Source organism: Paraburkholderia sp. UYCP14C, assembly GCF_004197395.1.
In the GTDB taxonomy this organism is placed as follows: Bacteria; Pseudomonadota; Gammaproteobacteria; order Burkholderiales; family Burkholderiaceae; genus Paraburkholderia.
In genome coordinates this window covers 54,698-67,458 of the sequence record NZ_SELS01000050.1, presented here as the reverse complement: position 1 = coordinate 67,458, position 12,761 = coordinate 54,698, and the positions used below count along the sequence as shown (strand labels likewise).

Genomic DNA, 12,761 nt, shown 5'->3' with positions numbered 1-12,761 from the left:
CACACCCTGTGCCCATCGGACTGTCCCCGCTGCCAAAACCATTGCTATCCATAATCGACGACTTTGCATAATCGGCCTTATGCAAAGCTTTCCATAAGGCCGACCAGCCGCCGGCTGGCTTAGTTTGGCGGCTGCGACCTGACGGTATCACGGACCGTATCAACCTCCGAAGTCATCTGGAGATGCAAGGCTTAGGCGATCTTTCTTAAGCAGGCGGCGCCGATTTTCCGATGCGACCCACCTAAGGCCGTTGAGTGCCGGGCGGGAATGTCGGTATCGCTGACGGTATCGGCGGCCGCCATGGGGCCCGAGTCAGGCCCAGCGTTGGGTTTGCGGTGGGTGGTTGCTAATTGAGTGGGGATTCGAGAAGAGGCGCTATAGCGCCGGTCGGGAGATCTAAACTTCGCAAGGATTTGAAAAATCAACTGCCAATGTCTTGAAGATAGTCACCCCAGTCCTGCATCATTCTCTGCCTCTCAGGCAGAAACTCAGCTTTGTTATACGCTCGACTCACCCGATTCTTCTCGATATGAGCGAGTTGACGTTCGACTGCCGATGGAGTAAACCCCTGTTCGTACGCCCACGTGCTGAATGTACCGCGCGCGCCGTGCGCCCTGAAGAGTCGCTCGTGATTGAAGCCAGCACGGATCAGCACCGCATTGATTGTCGTAGCCGCCATGGGACGCGATCTGTCTCTGACGTTCGGAAACAAGTAGTCGTCGACGCTTTTAGATCGAGTAATTTCGCGAACTTCTTTCAAAATCTCGATTGCTTGCGTGCTTAATGGGACGACATGCGGATGTTCCATCTTCATGCGCTCGCCAGGAATCGCCCATATCGCTGATTCCAGGTCAATCTCCTTCCACGTCGAGCCTCGCAACTCGGCAGTACGCACTGAGGTGAGCAACAGCAGACGCATCGCTTGTTCAGGACTAGCGTGTTATCTGGTAGAGCCATACCGGTCTGGGGATTAGGCGGAATTTGGTCATGTGAATTGTCTATTTTTACCCGCAATATACCCGCAGAACGGCACGTGTGTCTTGCCGCTCTCCCAGCGAGGTTCGGGTCAAGTCGCAGCGGGTCGAATGTGAGAGCATGACGGTCAACCCTGGAGCAGGCGATCGTGGTAACAGGCGTTGGATAGGTGGGGGCAGGAGATCACTCAAACCAAAGCAGTAAGCAACGGAAAAATAACAAGCAAATTGATTTTGATAACGATGGCATATGCATCGGAATACGCAAAATGTTGGAATGTCAGCGGCGCATTGTGGCTCCGGTGGTACGACTATCTGCTCGGGAGCGCATGCGCCCGATTCGTCTGACGCATAGCTCGAATATGGGACCAAGGTCCGATAGCGTGCAGCCCAAAACGGGCGCTATTTTTAGCCTATGGTCGCACACAACCAGGTCCGGCGAACCGTGGTCGCTTGCTGCTACATTTTGGGTCAGGATGTCGTCGCAGGAGGTTTGCGGGCACTTGAAGGGCCGTGCGGCTGCCGCGCATCGGGAGTCGCGTCGAGTCTGCCCGTAGCGCATCAACAATGGAGAATGACATGAACGTAAGCAGAACACTCAAGCTGGCGAGTGCGGCATTGATCGTTGTCGCATCCATCAACGCATGGTCTCAAAGCAGCGAACCCGCCATGTCCACCGAATCGGGCTCATCGGCGGGTCCATCCAAGTCGGATATTAGAAAAGCGAACCGGGCGCTGAGCAAAAAGGTACTCCAGGCGCTTTCGAAAGGTGGTGTCGACACCTCGAGCATCCGGGTGCTGGTCAAAGGTAGCGCGATAACACTCGCAGGGAACGTCCCAGAGGAATCGCAGATCGAGAAGGCCGGCGAGCTTGCGAAGCAGGTTTCCGGCGTTACGTCGGTGAAGAATGCCCTCGTGGTGAACGAAGGCGGCCAGTGACCCTGCTCTGGGTGGTCAATGCGACGTAGAACGACAGATATCGTTGACCGCTGCACGCCGTCGGCATTCCCACTTCGATTGGTCGTCGCCACGCCCTACCGCAGGGGCACTTACTCATGGCTGCTATCGGATCTCCGGCCGCTGGCGGCATAGCCGGGCTGCACTCACTTCTTCCCCACGAGATACTGCACGCCATCGGGACCATACCGTTCGGCGTGTGGCAGCCTGGCGGCGAGATGGAACACGTCGCCGTCCTGGTTAGAGCCGCGCTTCGCCGCCCACGCGGAGATGCATCTCGCCCGCCACGATCAGCCCCTTTGCTTCGAACGGATGCGTATGCTCTTCGATGACGCCGGCTTCACGCGTCACGACCAACGGATCGGGAAACCCTTCGTCGGTCAGCGGACGGATAAACGTTTCGCGGTCCATGGTGTTCGTCTCTCTTAGCGGCGATCTGCCGTCGTAATGAGTATGGCGCTCGCCCGCGCCGCCCGCACCGCTTCGCTCGCAAGTGTAGACGCCAGACAAAAGGCGAAAAAAACGCGCCGGCGTGAAGCCGGACCTACTACCAAACTAACCCATTGAACCGGATGAATAGCACGGGATTCGCCGCGACAGAAGGAGTACTTCGATTTCAATGGGAGCGCCTTCTTGTTGTATCGACATATATAACGCATGAGCTTCTTGTCGAGGTACTAAAGCCTGCGCGACGAGGCGCGCAGGCCTCGCTACAGGCCCGGCTTGCGGCCAGACGGTCGATTTCGTTGCGCTGGGTGTCGTCGAGATAGATCGCCATCGTTGAATCGGTCCGAATGCATGTTCGAACCCGCAGTGTTGACCCGCAGGTTCAGACCGATCGTACGGGGCAATGCAGCGCGCCCGAACCATTTTATTGAGCGATGCATCTGCGCAATCGTGGAAAAGCACGCGCGGATAGTGCGTATCCGGTCAACGCTCAATGCTCGTCCGCCACCCGGCACGCATGATCGAGCAGCCCTTCGGCCGTGCCGCTGCCGCCATCGACGTCGATCCCGCTGTTGACGATCAGCCAGCCGTCCTGAGCCGCGGACGGTCCCGCGCCGGTGACGAGGATCGTTTGCGTGGCCATCGCCGCCGGATCAGGATTGTCGCGCGCGACGATCCTGAACGGGTTGTCGGCGCCGCTCAGCGAACTCACGCGCATGATCCTGTAGCGCTCGCCATCCAGCCTGTCCCAGCGCCATTTGCCGGGCGTGTCGTGGGCGTGCCTGGCAAGCGCGGCGCTGACTTCACGCTGCATGCAATCGATGTGGATATGCAGCTGATTTTGCGAGCGACGAGATTCGGCGTTGATTTCGAGGCCGAGCTGATCGTCGGGCAACTCGCGTTTGACCGCTTGCTGCACGTAATGGCGCGAATCCCACGCGTCGCTCCAGTAGTCCTTCGCATCGGGCGCGAGGATCAGCGGACTTTCGATGCCGGTGATGCGATCGGTCGGCATCAGCAGAAACTGCGAGCGCCCGGCAATATCCTTCAGTACGACGTAGCGTTTGTCGAGATCCACGACCGTGCATTGACCCGGCGTGCCGGTAGCCTGCTGCGACGGCACGCAGCGAATGTCGACGATCTTCCACAGCGCGTTGGAATCGACCGTCGCGAGGCGCGCGCAGGCGCTGGCGGCTAAAGCGACCGCGAGGACGGCGGTCCAGTGAACAACGCGGCGCGCGAGGCCGCGGGATGAGAGGGCGGTGGCGCGGTTCGTCATCGTCACTTAGGGTGAGGTTCAGGCAGGCAAAGCGTCGGAGTGCGGGCTGCAACGCGCAGGCATTAAAGCACAAAGCCGATGGCGTGCGCGTGAAACTGGGGCTTCAAAGCACCGGCGCCGGCAGTGCGCCCAGTACCTGTTCGAACGCGACGCCGATGGCCAGCAGCCGCCGGTCCGAGCCGAGCGGCCCATCGAGTTCGAGTCCGACCGGCAACCCGCTCGCGCTGATTCCCGCCGGCAGCGACAGCCCCGGAATGCCGGACGTGCTGGCCGGGTCGGTATTGCGCAGGAACGCTTCCATCGTATCGATCGGCGGACCGCCGTCGATCGTGACCGTCGACGAGCCGTTCAGATCGTCGATCGGCACCGCCACGAGCCGCGTAGTCGGAAACAGCAACGCGTCGAGACCGGCATTCGCGAACGTCGCGGCAACGTAGCTTTGCAGCCGCGGCCGCCAGTAATTGAGCGCCGCCGAGTAGTGCGAGCCGAGCGCGTCGGCGAGCACGTCGTCGTAGATCGCGCGCACGTCCGGGCTCGCGATGCGCATCGCCAGCTCGGCAACGGTTTGCACCGGCGCCTGATTCGCGACGAGCCACGCGAGCACGTCGCTGCGCGCTTCGTGAATCGCGAGCGGACCGCCGACCATCCCGTTCAGATGCTCCAACTCAGTCATCGCGACCTGCACGAACGTGACGCCTGCCGCTTCGAGCTTGTGCAACGCGGCCCGCGCGACGTCCTCGACCTGTCGCTCGAGATCGTCCCACAAGGGCGCCGGCAAGCCGATGCGCAAGCCATCGAGCGCAATCGCAGGCAACGCGCCGTCGCCGGTGATCACGCCGTCCAGCAGCGCCAGATCGGCTACGCTGCGCGCCATCGGGCCCACGGTGTCGCGCGTATGGCTGATCGGCACGACCGCGTTGGGGTCGTGATAGCGCCGCTCGGCGCCGCCATTGCCGACCGAGGGACGCAAGCCCGCGGTGCCGGTCAGCGCGGCCGGGATGCGGGTCGAGCCGCCGGTGTCGGTGCCGAGTCCGGCGGGCGCGATGCGCGCGGCGATCGCCACCGCGGTGCCGCCCGACGAGCCCCCCGGCATCAGCGACGGATCGTACGGGTTGCGCACCGGCCCCGCGTGCGCGGCGAGGTTGGTGCTCGTGATGCCGAACGCGAGCTCATGCATGTTGGCCTTGCCGAGCAGGATCGCACCCGCGTCGACGAGGCGTTGCACCGATGGCGCGTTGGTCTTCGGCACGAAGCCCGCGAGCGCGGGCGTGCCGGCCGTCGTCGGCAGGCCCGAGGTGTTGATGTTGTCCTTGATGACTACGGCCAAGCCGGCGAGCGGCAGACGCGCCCGCTCGGCCGGCGGCAATGCGTCGATGCGCTGCGCGGCGGCGAGCGCGCCGTGGAAGTCGAGCGTGGTGAGCGCGTTCAGGTGCGTGAGCGCGGCGGCGCGCGCGAGCAGGGTGGCGACGTAGTCGGCGGCTTTGAGGCGGCCCGATTGCAGCGCCTCGACCGCTTGTGTCGCGCTGAGCGCGAGTTGTGCGTCGACGGTCCATGTCATGACCGGCGTCTCCGTGTCGATGGATGCGTCGCGGGCGGCGCGAGTTTCGACTGCATCCGTCGAAGTAGCGGACAGGTCACGCGGGCAGGCAGCGAACGCAAGGGTGCACCTATTCTGGCACATCCGCCTGAAAGCCGATGCCAGGCGATGCACAACTCGTGTCGCGCTCGCCGTTATGAATGGCGATGCGCTCTACGATCCGCTTACTGGTGATTATCGATCCACATACGTCCCCAGTCGGACGCATATGCGAGCGCATGCTCTTCTTCGAAGAAGTAGTCGAGTGCGTCGAACGAATAAGCCTTGCGCGTATTTTCGTCGCGCTGCTCGATCGTAAGATTGGCGGCGAATAATCCGTTGGGGAGCAGTTGCGTTGCGGCTTCGACCTCGTAGCCCTTGTAGCGGATGTGTGAGTTCATGATCTTGACTTCTCTATGTGTCCGCATTTCTTGTGCGGAATACCAATGCGTGCGGCGCGGCCCTGTCATTGCCGGAGGTGAGTGAAGCGGCGGGCAGGGTCAAGCGTAGGGCGCGCTGCGCAGCGGGTGAACCAATCTTTCGTCGAAAGGAAATCAGCGCGGGGCAGGAGTAGTAATTAAAAGCCCGGATCGGATCAAAGTCGCTGTGTTCGGTGACTCTATGCGCGCGGGGGGCCGATGTCTGTTATGTGGCGCACGGTCGCTCGGCGCAAAGCGTGGCGCCGCGCGCGTTTGCGGCGGCGTCACGGTGCTCGGGGGAGTGTTTCAGACCGCGTGCAGGACGCGTGCGGAACGGCCGTCCGCTACGATCGAGGTGCTTTGTGAAGAGGTCAGGCTCGCAGTCGAATGACTCGACGCGGCGGGTGTGCCGTGAGCGCGCTGTGCATTGAACGCGAGCGCGAACTGCGCGGCCTGCTGGCCGACGGTCGCGAGTTGCTCGACCACCTTCGGATCGGAGCAGCTGTCCGCGCTATCGAAGCGCGTCTCCAGCGTGTTGATGCCGGCACCGAACGGCGTCGGCCAGCCGCGCAGCGCATGCACGATCGAGCGTAGCGACGTCAGCACGGAGCCCGCCGCCTGCCAGCCGTAGGCGGTGACGATGCAGCCCACCGCGCGGCCATCCAGATACGGGCGCTCGTCGGCGCGCAATTCTTCGAGCGTGTCGAGCGCGTTTTTCACGAGCCCGGACACGCCGCCGTGATAGCCCGGTGTCGCGATGATCACCGCGTCCGCGCGACGCACGGCCTCGATCAGCTCGAGTTGTTCGTCGGTGCGGGCCGGCTGTTCCGGCGCGTAGTGCGGCAGGCTGTGCAGAAAGGTGCCGCCGAACAGGCGGGTATGCGCGCCGGCGGCTTCGGCGCCGCGCAACGCGAAGGCGAGCGCGCGCTCGGTCGACGAAGCCGCGCGCGTCGTGCCGCCAATACCGACGACGAGCGGCGCCCGGGAATGATTGGATCTGCTCAACGTGATGCTCCTTCGATTGCGGTTCACGGTACGGTTCACGGCGCGGTTCGAGCGGCACTCATGCAGCGCTGGCACCGCACGTGCACGGCCTCGAACCGACCGGCCGGAGCGAACCGGACTTTGAAGCGTCATCTTAATGAGCGGCCGCGGCGCGGCTAAGCGACTTTTTGTTCTAACGATATAACCGTGCGGTCGCAGGCCGCCGGGCTCCTCTGCAATGCACGTGAGTGCGCGGCCGATAAGCATATGGCGAACCGTTGGTTGGGCGCGTGCAGGTCTGACGATAAGATGGACCTGTCTCCTCCATGACATCTCCTTAGACATGGGACTCGGCCTCGCTACGCAAGTGGTGGGGCCTTTTTTTCGTGGATCGTTGGTGGGCGATGGGCCGCCGAGCCATCGCGGCGATGCCGGTATGCGCGTGCTTGCGTGAAGGCCGCTTCACGATGACGCCGCTTTTAGCATGCTACGATGCCCGCATGGTTTTTCTGCGAGATCGAGCCCAGCATGGCAACCCTGTATGACACGCTCGGCGTGCCCACGCACGCCACCGACGACGAAATCAAGCGGGCCTACCGGAAAGCCGCGATGAAGTGGCATCCGGACCGCAACCACGGTGCCGAGGACGTGGCGCGCGCAGCGTTCCAGGACATCAAGGACGCGTACGCGATCCTGTCCGATGCCGAGCAGCGCAAGGTCTACGACGCGGTCTACGCCGAACAGATGCGCGAGTGGGAGGCGCAGCATACGCGTCGTCAACGCGCGCAGGCGAAGCGTGAAGCGGCGGCGCGTGCGGCCGACGAAGCGGCGTATGCGGAGATGGTGTCGATCGCGATCCGCTTCGCCGACCAGGGCCACAATCGCGACGTGCTGTTTGGCGTGCTGCTCGGGCGGCAATGCGAACCCCAGCGCGCCGCGCAAATCGCCGATAGCGTCGCGGCATTGCAGGCCGCACGCCGCGCCGAGGCTGACGTCGCGCAAAACGCACAGCGCGCGAGAAAGAGCGCCAACAGCGCGCACGCGGCACAAGCTGAGGCCGCCGAACCCGAACTGGCGCAAACCGGGCAAGACACCGGCGCGGCTTCGCAAACCTCCCCTCACGACGCGCCGCATACCAAACGCGCGACCCACGCGAAGCACGATGAAACCGTCAGCGACATGCATCCGGCAGGCGCGCTGGGCAACCTGTGGTTCCAGTTCCTCAACAGCCTGAAGTTCTGACCCGTCGGATCGGGGCATTCATCACCTGGATCACGCCCGCGTTTACCCCCACGCCGGCCGCCGGCGGCGACGCGGCCAACCGCATCGTGCCGGACCGGCGGGCCGGCGCCAGCATCGGGTGATCTGACAAATATTGACAGGGTGATGAAACAGCGGGCCGGACACTGGTACACTGCCCATCGTTCGCAAAGTTGTGCTCTGTGCCCCGTGACTCGAGATACCTGGTGCGAATCCCGTGGCGCAAATAATAAAGACGCCGTAGTGTCACGGGGGCGCAAGACTGGAGCGGCACAATTCCGCCCAGAGGCCAAATAAAAAAACATCGGTACGGGGTAAGCGTGTCCAGAAAATATAAGGTGTTGTTTCTCTGCCGCGATAATTCGATCCGCAGCATCATTGCCGAAGCTTTACTACACGAACTGGCGGGGCACCGGTTCGATGCCTTCAGCGCGGGCCCTGAACCGGCCGCGCGCGTTCATCCACTTGCGGTCGCGCAATTACGTCCGGGTATTTCGGGGCGAGCGGCGCTGAGCCCGAAAAGCTGGCTCGAATTCACCGGCGAATGGGCGCCGCGCATGGATATCGTGATCGCGCTCGACGAATTCGTCGGCGGACTGCATGCGCCGGTGTTTCCCGGCGCGCCGGCGTTCGTGTATTGGACCATTGCCGATCCGCTCGCGAGCGGCCACGGGTCCGGTGACGAGCATGCCCGTCTTTTCGACAAGACGTTCTGGCAGATCGTGCGGCAGGTCAGCGCGCTGATCGAGTTGCCGCAATATGCACAGTCTGCCTCGAATCACGCGAATCACGCGAATATCGCCGATGCGGCGAATGCCATCAATACAGGGAATTCAGTCAATGCCGCGAATGCGGCAAGCGGTGGCGCAAAACCGGTGCGTGGCACAGCGGTTCATTTCGAAACCGCAGCCATTGCGTCCGCGCCTTCGAGCGCGGCGGCCTGCACCTAGCGGCTATTCGGGCGCCCGAGCCGCGTGCCGGCGAACGGGTCATTCGACCAGTCCACCGGCTTTTTCGGTTGGGACGCGGGCGCCGGTTTTGCAGCCAATTCGAAATGCTCAATACTCTGGCCGGCACTAATGGCCTGCTTCAACCATTGCGGCATTTCGCCATTACCGTCCCAACTGTCTCCGGTCGCACTGCGATAGCGTTCAGCCTTTTTGGCCAACGACTCGGTCGCCAGCGCCGCGGCAAGGTCTTCCGGTCTGATACCAAACTCTTCCATACGATGGCGGAGATACGCAATCATGCTATCTCGCTTCCTTTCGTCCATAGGATATTCGTCCTTCTAAAACGTGCAGCGTGCTGTCGAAGACAGATTGCGGGGAAAAAGCTGCGAAGCGCCGAGCCCGACTGAATGGGGCCGCCCCGCGATGGGGTTGTCGATTGACGGAAATGCCATGTGCCGGGTTAAAAAACGTTGCTCCCCGAATTGCAATACGGCCTTGGACAAACACGGCCGCTGGAACAACCGACCCTCAAACAGAGAGTCTCGATCAGCAAATATTTCAGCATGTCGCAGCGCGGCGAACGAGGCCGGTAAGCCTGACGCTCGCTATGGAAACCGTGTGTCTCGCTGTAATGATTGCGAATGGATGGAGTCACTCCACGCTGTCCGTCTTTCACCGGACTTTCGTCGATGTGCGGTGCCGCTTTTTGTGCATTTATACCAGCATCATAACGCAATGCGCGAGCAAAGCACGCTTAGTTCACATCGAATTTGTCGGTGAATGCGGTTTATCGAACGGTGTGGACAATTGACCACACTGGAACCTCCTGGATTGAATTCCGGGGTGCGCGAACTATAAAAGAAAGACGAAAAGCTGCGCAAATGCAGACTTACAGCCGCCTTGTGCGCGACGATTCCGCCGACGCTCGGGAACGCGTCGAGTATCCGGTTGCAAATGCGGTAATTCTTGATCTGTTTAATTCGGTGACCCGTCGCAGCAGTAGCGCATTGGCATCGACCCGTTCCTCGGCCCCATTGGGCAGGTTGGCTGTTCGCGGATCAATTCTTATGGAGGACGAACACTGCTGCGCCGGATTCGAGGAGTCCGGAAATGAGAGTGCGTATGTTGATGATTGCCGCAACCACCGTTCTATTTCTCGCGCCGAGAACGGCGACCGCGGAGGAGTTGAGCGGCCAGACGGACCCCGGCATGTCGGGGCGCGCGATGATGCAACACAATGCCAACGAATCGGCGCAAGCGACCACCGACATGTCGTTCGGTCAGAGTTGGGACGCGCGCGAGCAGGGCGTGCGCAACGCGTCGTATGGCGGTATTCCGGCGGGGGAGTCGCAAGCGGGAGGTCGGCGCAGCCAGTCCTGCTCGTTCGGCACGGAGTGCAAGACTTATTTCGGTCAGTGACCAGTTCGCGCGCGGCAGCGGGGCGCCTCGGATGAAGCACCCCGCCAGCGACGCGCGATCACCAGGCGACGAACAGGTGCCGCGCGCCGCCGCGGCATTTGAAGCGCTTGACTGCAAGCGCGTGCCATTTCACGCCAATGCCAATTCCGGCTGCGCACCAGCGCTGCGCTCGCCGAGGCGCGCGACGATCTCGTCGACGCCGCGCACCGTGTCGTGGTTTTCCGCCGCATCGTAGTAGCCGCGGAACTCGTCGAGCAGCGCGCGCCATGACCCCTGCCAGCGCGTTTCCCTAAGACAGACGCCAGACGAATCGGCAATTCGCAATACGCCGTTGTCCGGATAGAACGTCAGCGTGACGAGGCGGCCGTCGATGACGCAGGCGGCGGTGCAGGGGCGAGAAGCGAGCATGTGTGATGTCCTTTCGATAAACCAATGTGTGTGTTGAGCGCTGACGCGAGCTTGAGCAAACGCTGTGCCTGTGATGCCACATGTTGTATGTGCACCGGCTCACGCGTCCTTTCATCTCGCCTTCATGAAAAATTTGGCTCGATCAATACGGCCGTGTTCGCAAGTATTCCAATGATTGACGACAATTTTTTGTATTCGTCGCACCGGTGATGCGAAATAGCTTCAGTATCATCCATTAAGGGTTTGTGCTGAGTCGTTCGGCGATTGCCACTTCGCCGCGCGCTTCCCGCTTTTCAACGCATACCGAATGCGTCGATCGACCGTTGTCAGGCAACTGCACAGAGTCGGAACGCGAGGACGGCGTCGCCGGGCATCTGAACCCAACGAATTACGAGCGTCACATTTTGATGGCAAATGAAACCGCGACGCAGCATAAAGAATTTGACTCGACAACGCCGATTAATCGGAAATCGCAATACGCCACCGCTTGTCTTGCCATTCCCTTAAGCGTTTGCTAGCATCCCCGAGACAGTTTGAAATAGTCATAACGTTCGGCAATTTCCGGACCCGCTGCACATTGGGTCGCCCGGTAGTCCATCTCGTTGCGAGGAATATGTTATGGCTAGCTCCCTACCTCTCCGCTGACGCCCGCGGGAACGCGTGCGCAAAGCCGCGCAGCTCCTTGCGCAAGCTCATCCGCCACCGCTGCGCATTGCGATTACGTCGCATGGCGAGGCACGCGTTTTTCGCAATGAGTTCTTCTGCATAAATCGACGCATTAGAAGGGAAAGCGCCATTGGTTTCAATAAGCGTAATTCCGTCCGATAGAAGCGATTAATAGTCCGTTTTCCTTTTTATATTGGAAGCAACCACACTTTGCTGCCGCGCGTAGTACGCGATCTGCGACAAAACATTTACCGTAACGACGACGCAATCAAAAGGAGCATTTCATGGCTTGCAATACAACGGGCTCCGGGCTCATGCGGGGGAAGGCGATCACGGTTGCGTTGGCGGTTTCTATCGCCGCGGCGACTCCGGCGCTCGCCCAGGACAACGCGGCCGCGTCCGCGCCGGACCAGCAGGTAATCGGCGCAGCCGCGCTGCTGCACGTTCAGGCGCGCGTCGTCTCGATCGATCCCACGACGAACAGCGTGACGCTGCGCGGCCCGCAAGGCGGCGAAGAGACTTTCGACGTGAATCCGCAAGCCGCCGACGTCAGCAAGCTGCATGTCGGCGACGTCGTGACGATCGCGTACAAGAAGGCGATGCTGGTCGGCGTCGACAAACTCGCGCCGAACGGAATTCGCCAGCGCATCGATACCGAAGTCACGCAGCCCGCGGCCAACGGTGTCGTTGCGTCGGCGCGGCGCGTCGAGGTCGTGGCAACGGTGCGCAAGATCGATCGCAAGAAGCGCACGATCACGCTGCGCGGGCCGTCGCGCACGGAGACGCTCGACGTGGCGCCGGACATTCCGCTCGAGAAACTGAAGGTCGGCGATTCGGTGCGCGCGGTGTTCGTGTCGGCCATCGCGGCGCAGGTGTCGCGCAATGGCGAGGACGTCAAATAACGGCGCTTAGTTAAGAGGGCTTAAATCAACTACGCTGAAGCGTATCGAGGCGCGTGGCGTCGAACCGCAACCGGGGGTTCGATGTCGCGCGCCGGCCATTGCGGCTCGGGTTTCACTATGGTCATCGCGGCGCGCGCGAAGGAGCAGGGAATGGAACAGAGCGAAACGGAATCCGCTGCCGAATCGGAGCGCAAAAGGCTGATCCGCAGCAAGATACACGTGGGCCTCGCGGCGGTCGGCACGTTGGCGTCGGTGTTCGGAATCGGCATCGCGATCATCGGCGGGATCAACTTCGACCGGACCAAGGTGCTGGTCGGCGTCGGCATCATCGTCGTGTCGACCATTCTGTATGTTTCGATGCTTTTCGTCGCTGCCGACGATTAGCGGCTTCGTTTCCCGTTAGCGCCCGATTCCGCTGTCGATCCACTTTTGCTATCGCCCCCTCCAATAGTCGAATTGTTGACGCATCGCACCGCCCGTATATTGACCGCAGCGATAGACAACAACTCGATGGCACGCC

General features: G+C 61.6%; 14 protein-coding genes. 6 read left to right on the top strand and 8 right to left on the bottom strand.

Annotation, left to right across the window (positions count from 1 at the left end; genetic code table 11):
• Positions 1–421: 421 nt before the first annotated feature.
• Positions 422–919: a site-specific integrase gene (locus EVC45_RS32980; RefSeq protein WP_129962353.1), complete on the bottom strand. Its 498-nt coding sequence runs from the start codon at positions 917–919 to the stop codon at positions 422–424.
• Positions 920–1,553: 634 nt separating this feature from the next.
• Between EVC45_RS32980 and EVC45_RS32975 the strand changes: the two genes are divergently transcribed.
• On the top strand, positions 1,554–1,913 hold the full coding sequence (locus EVC45_RS32975) for a BON domain-containing protein (RefSeq protein WP_129962352.1): 360 nt from the start codon (positions 1,554–1,556) through the stop codon (positions 1,911–1,913).
• A gap of 258 nt (positions 1,914–2,171) precedes the next feature.
• On the opposite strand, the gene EVC45_RS47740 is transcribed toward EVC45_RS32975, so the two are convergent.
• The 5 genes from EVC45_RS47740 to EVC45_RS32950 form a co-directional block, all read right to left on the bottom strand.
• The gene (locus tag EVC45_RS47740; RefSeq protein ID WP_306770813.1) at positions 2,172–2,342 is read right to left on the bottom strand and encodes a hypothetical protein; all 171 of its coding nucleotides are present in this window, start codon (positions 2,340–2,342) and stop codon (positions 2,172–2,174) included.
• A 526-nt stretch (positions 2,343–2,868) separates the two neighbouring features.
• On the bottom strand, positions 2,869–3,657 hold the full coding sequence (locus tag EVC45_RS32965; RefSeq protein ID WP_129962351.1) for a CDP-diacylglycerol diphosphatase: 789 nt from the start codon (positions 3,655–3,657) through the stop codon (positions 2,869–2,871).
• A 103-nt stretch (positions 3,658–3,760) separates the two neighbouring features.
• The gene (gene iaaH, locus EVC45_RS32960; RefSeq protein WP_129962350.1) at positions 3,761–5,215 is read right to left on the bottom strand and encodes an indoleacetamide hydrolase; all 1,455 of its coding nucleotides are present in this window, start codon (positions 5,213–5,215) and stop codon (positions 3,761–3,763) included.
• A gap of 203 nt (positions 5,216–5,418) precedes the next feature.
• The gene (locus tag EVC45_RS32955; RefSeq protein WP_129962349.1) at positions 5,419–5,634 is read right to left on the bottom strand and encodes a transcriptional regulator; all 216 of its coding nucleotides are present in this window, start codon (positions 5,632–5,634) and stop codon (positions 5,419–5,421) included.
• A gap of 324 nt (positions 5,635–5,958) precedes the next feature.
• Positions 5,959–6,789, bottom strand: coding sequence for an NADPH-dependent FMN reductase (locus tag EVC45_RS32950; protein WP_373683098.1), 831 nt, complete (start codon positions 6,787–6,789; stop codon positions 5,959–5,961).
• A 375-nt stretch (positions 6,790–7,164) separates the two neighbouring features.
• Here EVC45_RS32950 and EVC45_RS32945 point away from each other — a divergent pair, with 375 nt between their 5' ends.
• Entirely contained in the window at positions 7,165–7,878 is a 714-nt protein-coding gene (locus EVC45_RS32945) for a J domain-containing protein (protein WP_211193513.1), read from the top strand.
• A 338-nt stretch (positions 7,879–8,216) separates the two neighbouring features.
• A complete protein-coding gene (locus EVC45_RS32940) occupies positions 8,217–8,846 on the top strand; it encodes an arsenate reductase ArsC (protein ID WP_129962346.1) in 630 nt (209 codons plus the stop codon).
• On the opposite strand, the gene EVC45_RS32935 is transcribed toward EVC45_RS32940, so the two are convergent.
• Positions 8,843–9,169, bottom strand: a complete 327-nt coding sequence (locus EVC45_RS32935; protein WP_129962345.1) for an H-NS family nucleoid-associated regulatory protein — start codon at positions 9,167–9,169, stop codon at positions 8,843–8,845. The two genes, EVC45_RS32940 and EVC45_RS32935, sit on opposite strands and share 4 nt — an antisense overlap.
• Before the next feature lie 787 nt (positions 9,170–9,956).
• On the opposite strand from EVC45_RS32935, the gene EVC45_RS32930 reads away from it, so the two are divergent.
• The gene (locus EVC45_RS32930; protein ID WP_129962344.1) at positions 9,957–10,265 is read left to right on the top strand and encodes a hypothetical protein; all 309 of its coding nucleotides are present in this window, start codon (positions 9,957–9,959) and stop codon (positions 10,263–10,265) included.
• Between the two features lie 129 nt (positions 10,266–10,394).
• Here the strand turns inward: EVC45_RS32930 and EVC45_RS32925 are convergent, their stop codons facing one another.
• A complete protein-coding gene (locus tag EVC45_RS32925) occupies positions 10,395–10,673 on the bottom strand; it encodes a hypothetical protein (RefSeq protein ID WP_129962343.1) in 279 nt (92 codons plus the stop codon).
• Positions 10,674–11,623: 950 nt separating this feature from the next.
• On the opposite strand from EVC45_RS32925, the gene EVC45_RS32920 reads away from it, so the two are divergent.
• Positions 11,624–12,241, top strand: coding sequence for a copper-binding protein (locus EVC45_RS32920; RefSeq protein ID WP_129962342.1), 618 nt, complete (start codon positions 11,624–11,626; stop codon positions 12,239–12,241).
• 150 nt (positions 12,242–12,391) lie between these two features.
• Positions 12,392–12,625 carry a hypothetical protein gene (locus EVC45_RS32915; protein ID WP_129962341.1) on the top strand — a complete coding sequence of 78 codons (234 nt, stop codon included), beginning with the start codon at positions 12,392–12,394 and terminating at the stop codon, positions 12,623–12,625.
• The last annotated feature ends 136 nt before the right edge of the window (positions 12,626–12,761 follow it).

What these genes read in the sequence shown, in the direction of transcription:
- EVC45_RS32980 (WP_129962353.1), bottom strand. Translation starts at nt 919, where the DNA reads ATGCGTCTGCTGTTGCTCACCTCAGTGCGTACTGCCGAGTTGCGAGGC.
- EVC45_RS32935 (WP_129962345.1), bottom strand. Translation starts at nt 9,169, where the DNA reads ATGGACGAAAGGAAGCGAGATAGCATGATTGCGTATCTCCGCCATCGT.
- EVC45_RS32950 (WP_373683098.1), bottom strand. Translation starts at nt 6,789, where the DNA reads ATGACGCTTCAAAGTCCGGTTCGCTCCGGCCGGTCGGTTCGAGGCCGT.
- EVC45_RS32915 (WP_129962341.1), top strand. Translation starts at nt 12,392, where the DNA reads ATGGAACAGAGCGAAACGGAATCCGCTGCCGAATCGGAGCGCAAAAGG.
- EVC45_RS47740 (WP_306770813.1), bottom strand. Translation starts at nt 2,342, where the DNA reads ATGGACCGCGAAACGTTTATCCGTCCGCTGACCGACGAAGGGTTTCCC.
- EVC45_RS32930 (WP_129962344.1), top strand. Translation starts at nt 9,957, where the DNA reads ATGAGAGTGCGTATGTTGATGATTGCCGCAACCACCGTTCTATTTCTC.
- EVC45_RS32925 (WP_129962343.1), bottom strand. Translation starts at nt 10,673, where the DNA reads ATGCTCGCTTCTCGCCCCTGCACCGCCGCCTGCGTCATCGACGGCCGC.
- EVC45_RS32965 (WP_129962351.1), bottom strand. Translation starts at nt 3,657, where the DNA reads ATGACGAACCGCGCCACCGCCCTCTCATCCCGCGGCCTCGCGCGCCGC.
- EVC45_RS32955 (WP_129962349.1), bottom strand. Translation starts at nt 5,634, where the DNA reads ATGAACTCACACATCCGCTACAAGGGCTACGAGGTCGAAGCCGCAACG.
- EVC45_RS32945 (WP_211193513.1), top strand. Translation starts at nt 7,165, where the DNA reads ATGGCAACCCTGTATGACACGCTCGGCGTGCCCACGCACGCCACCGAC.
- EVC45_RS32920 (WP_129962342.1), top strand. Translation starts at nt 11,624, where the DNA reads ATGGCTTGCAATACAACGGGCTCCGGGCTCATGCGGGGGAAGGCGATC.
- EVC45_RS32975 (WP_129962352.1), top strand. Translation starts at nt 1,554, where the DNA reads ATGAACGTAAGCAGAACACTCAAGCTGGCGAGTGCGGCATTGATCGTT.
- iaaH (WP_129962350.1), bottom strand. Translation starts at nt 5,215, where the DNA reads ATGACATGGACCGTCGACGCACAACTCGCGCTCAGCGCGACACAAGCG.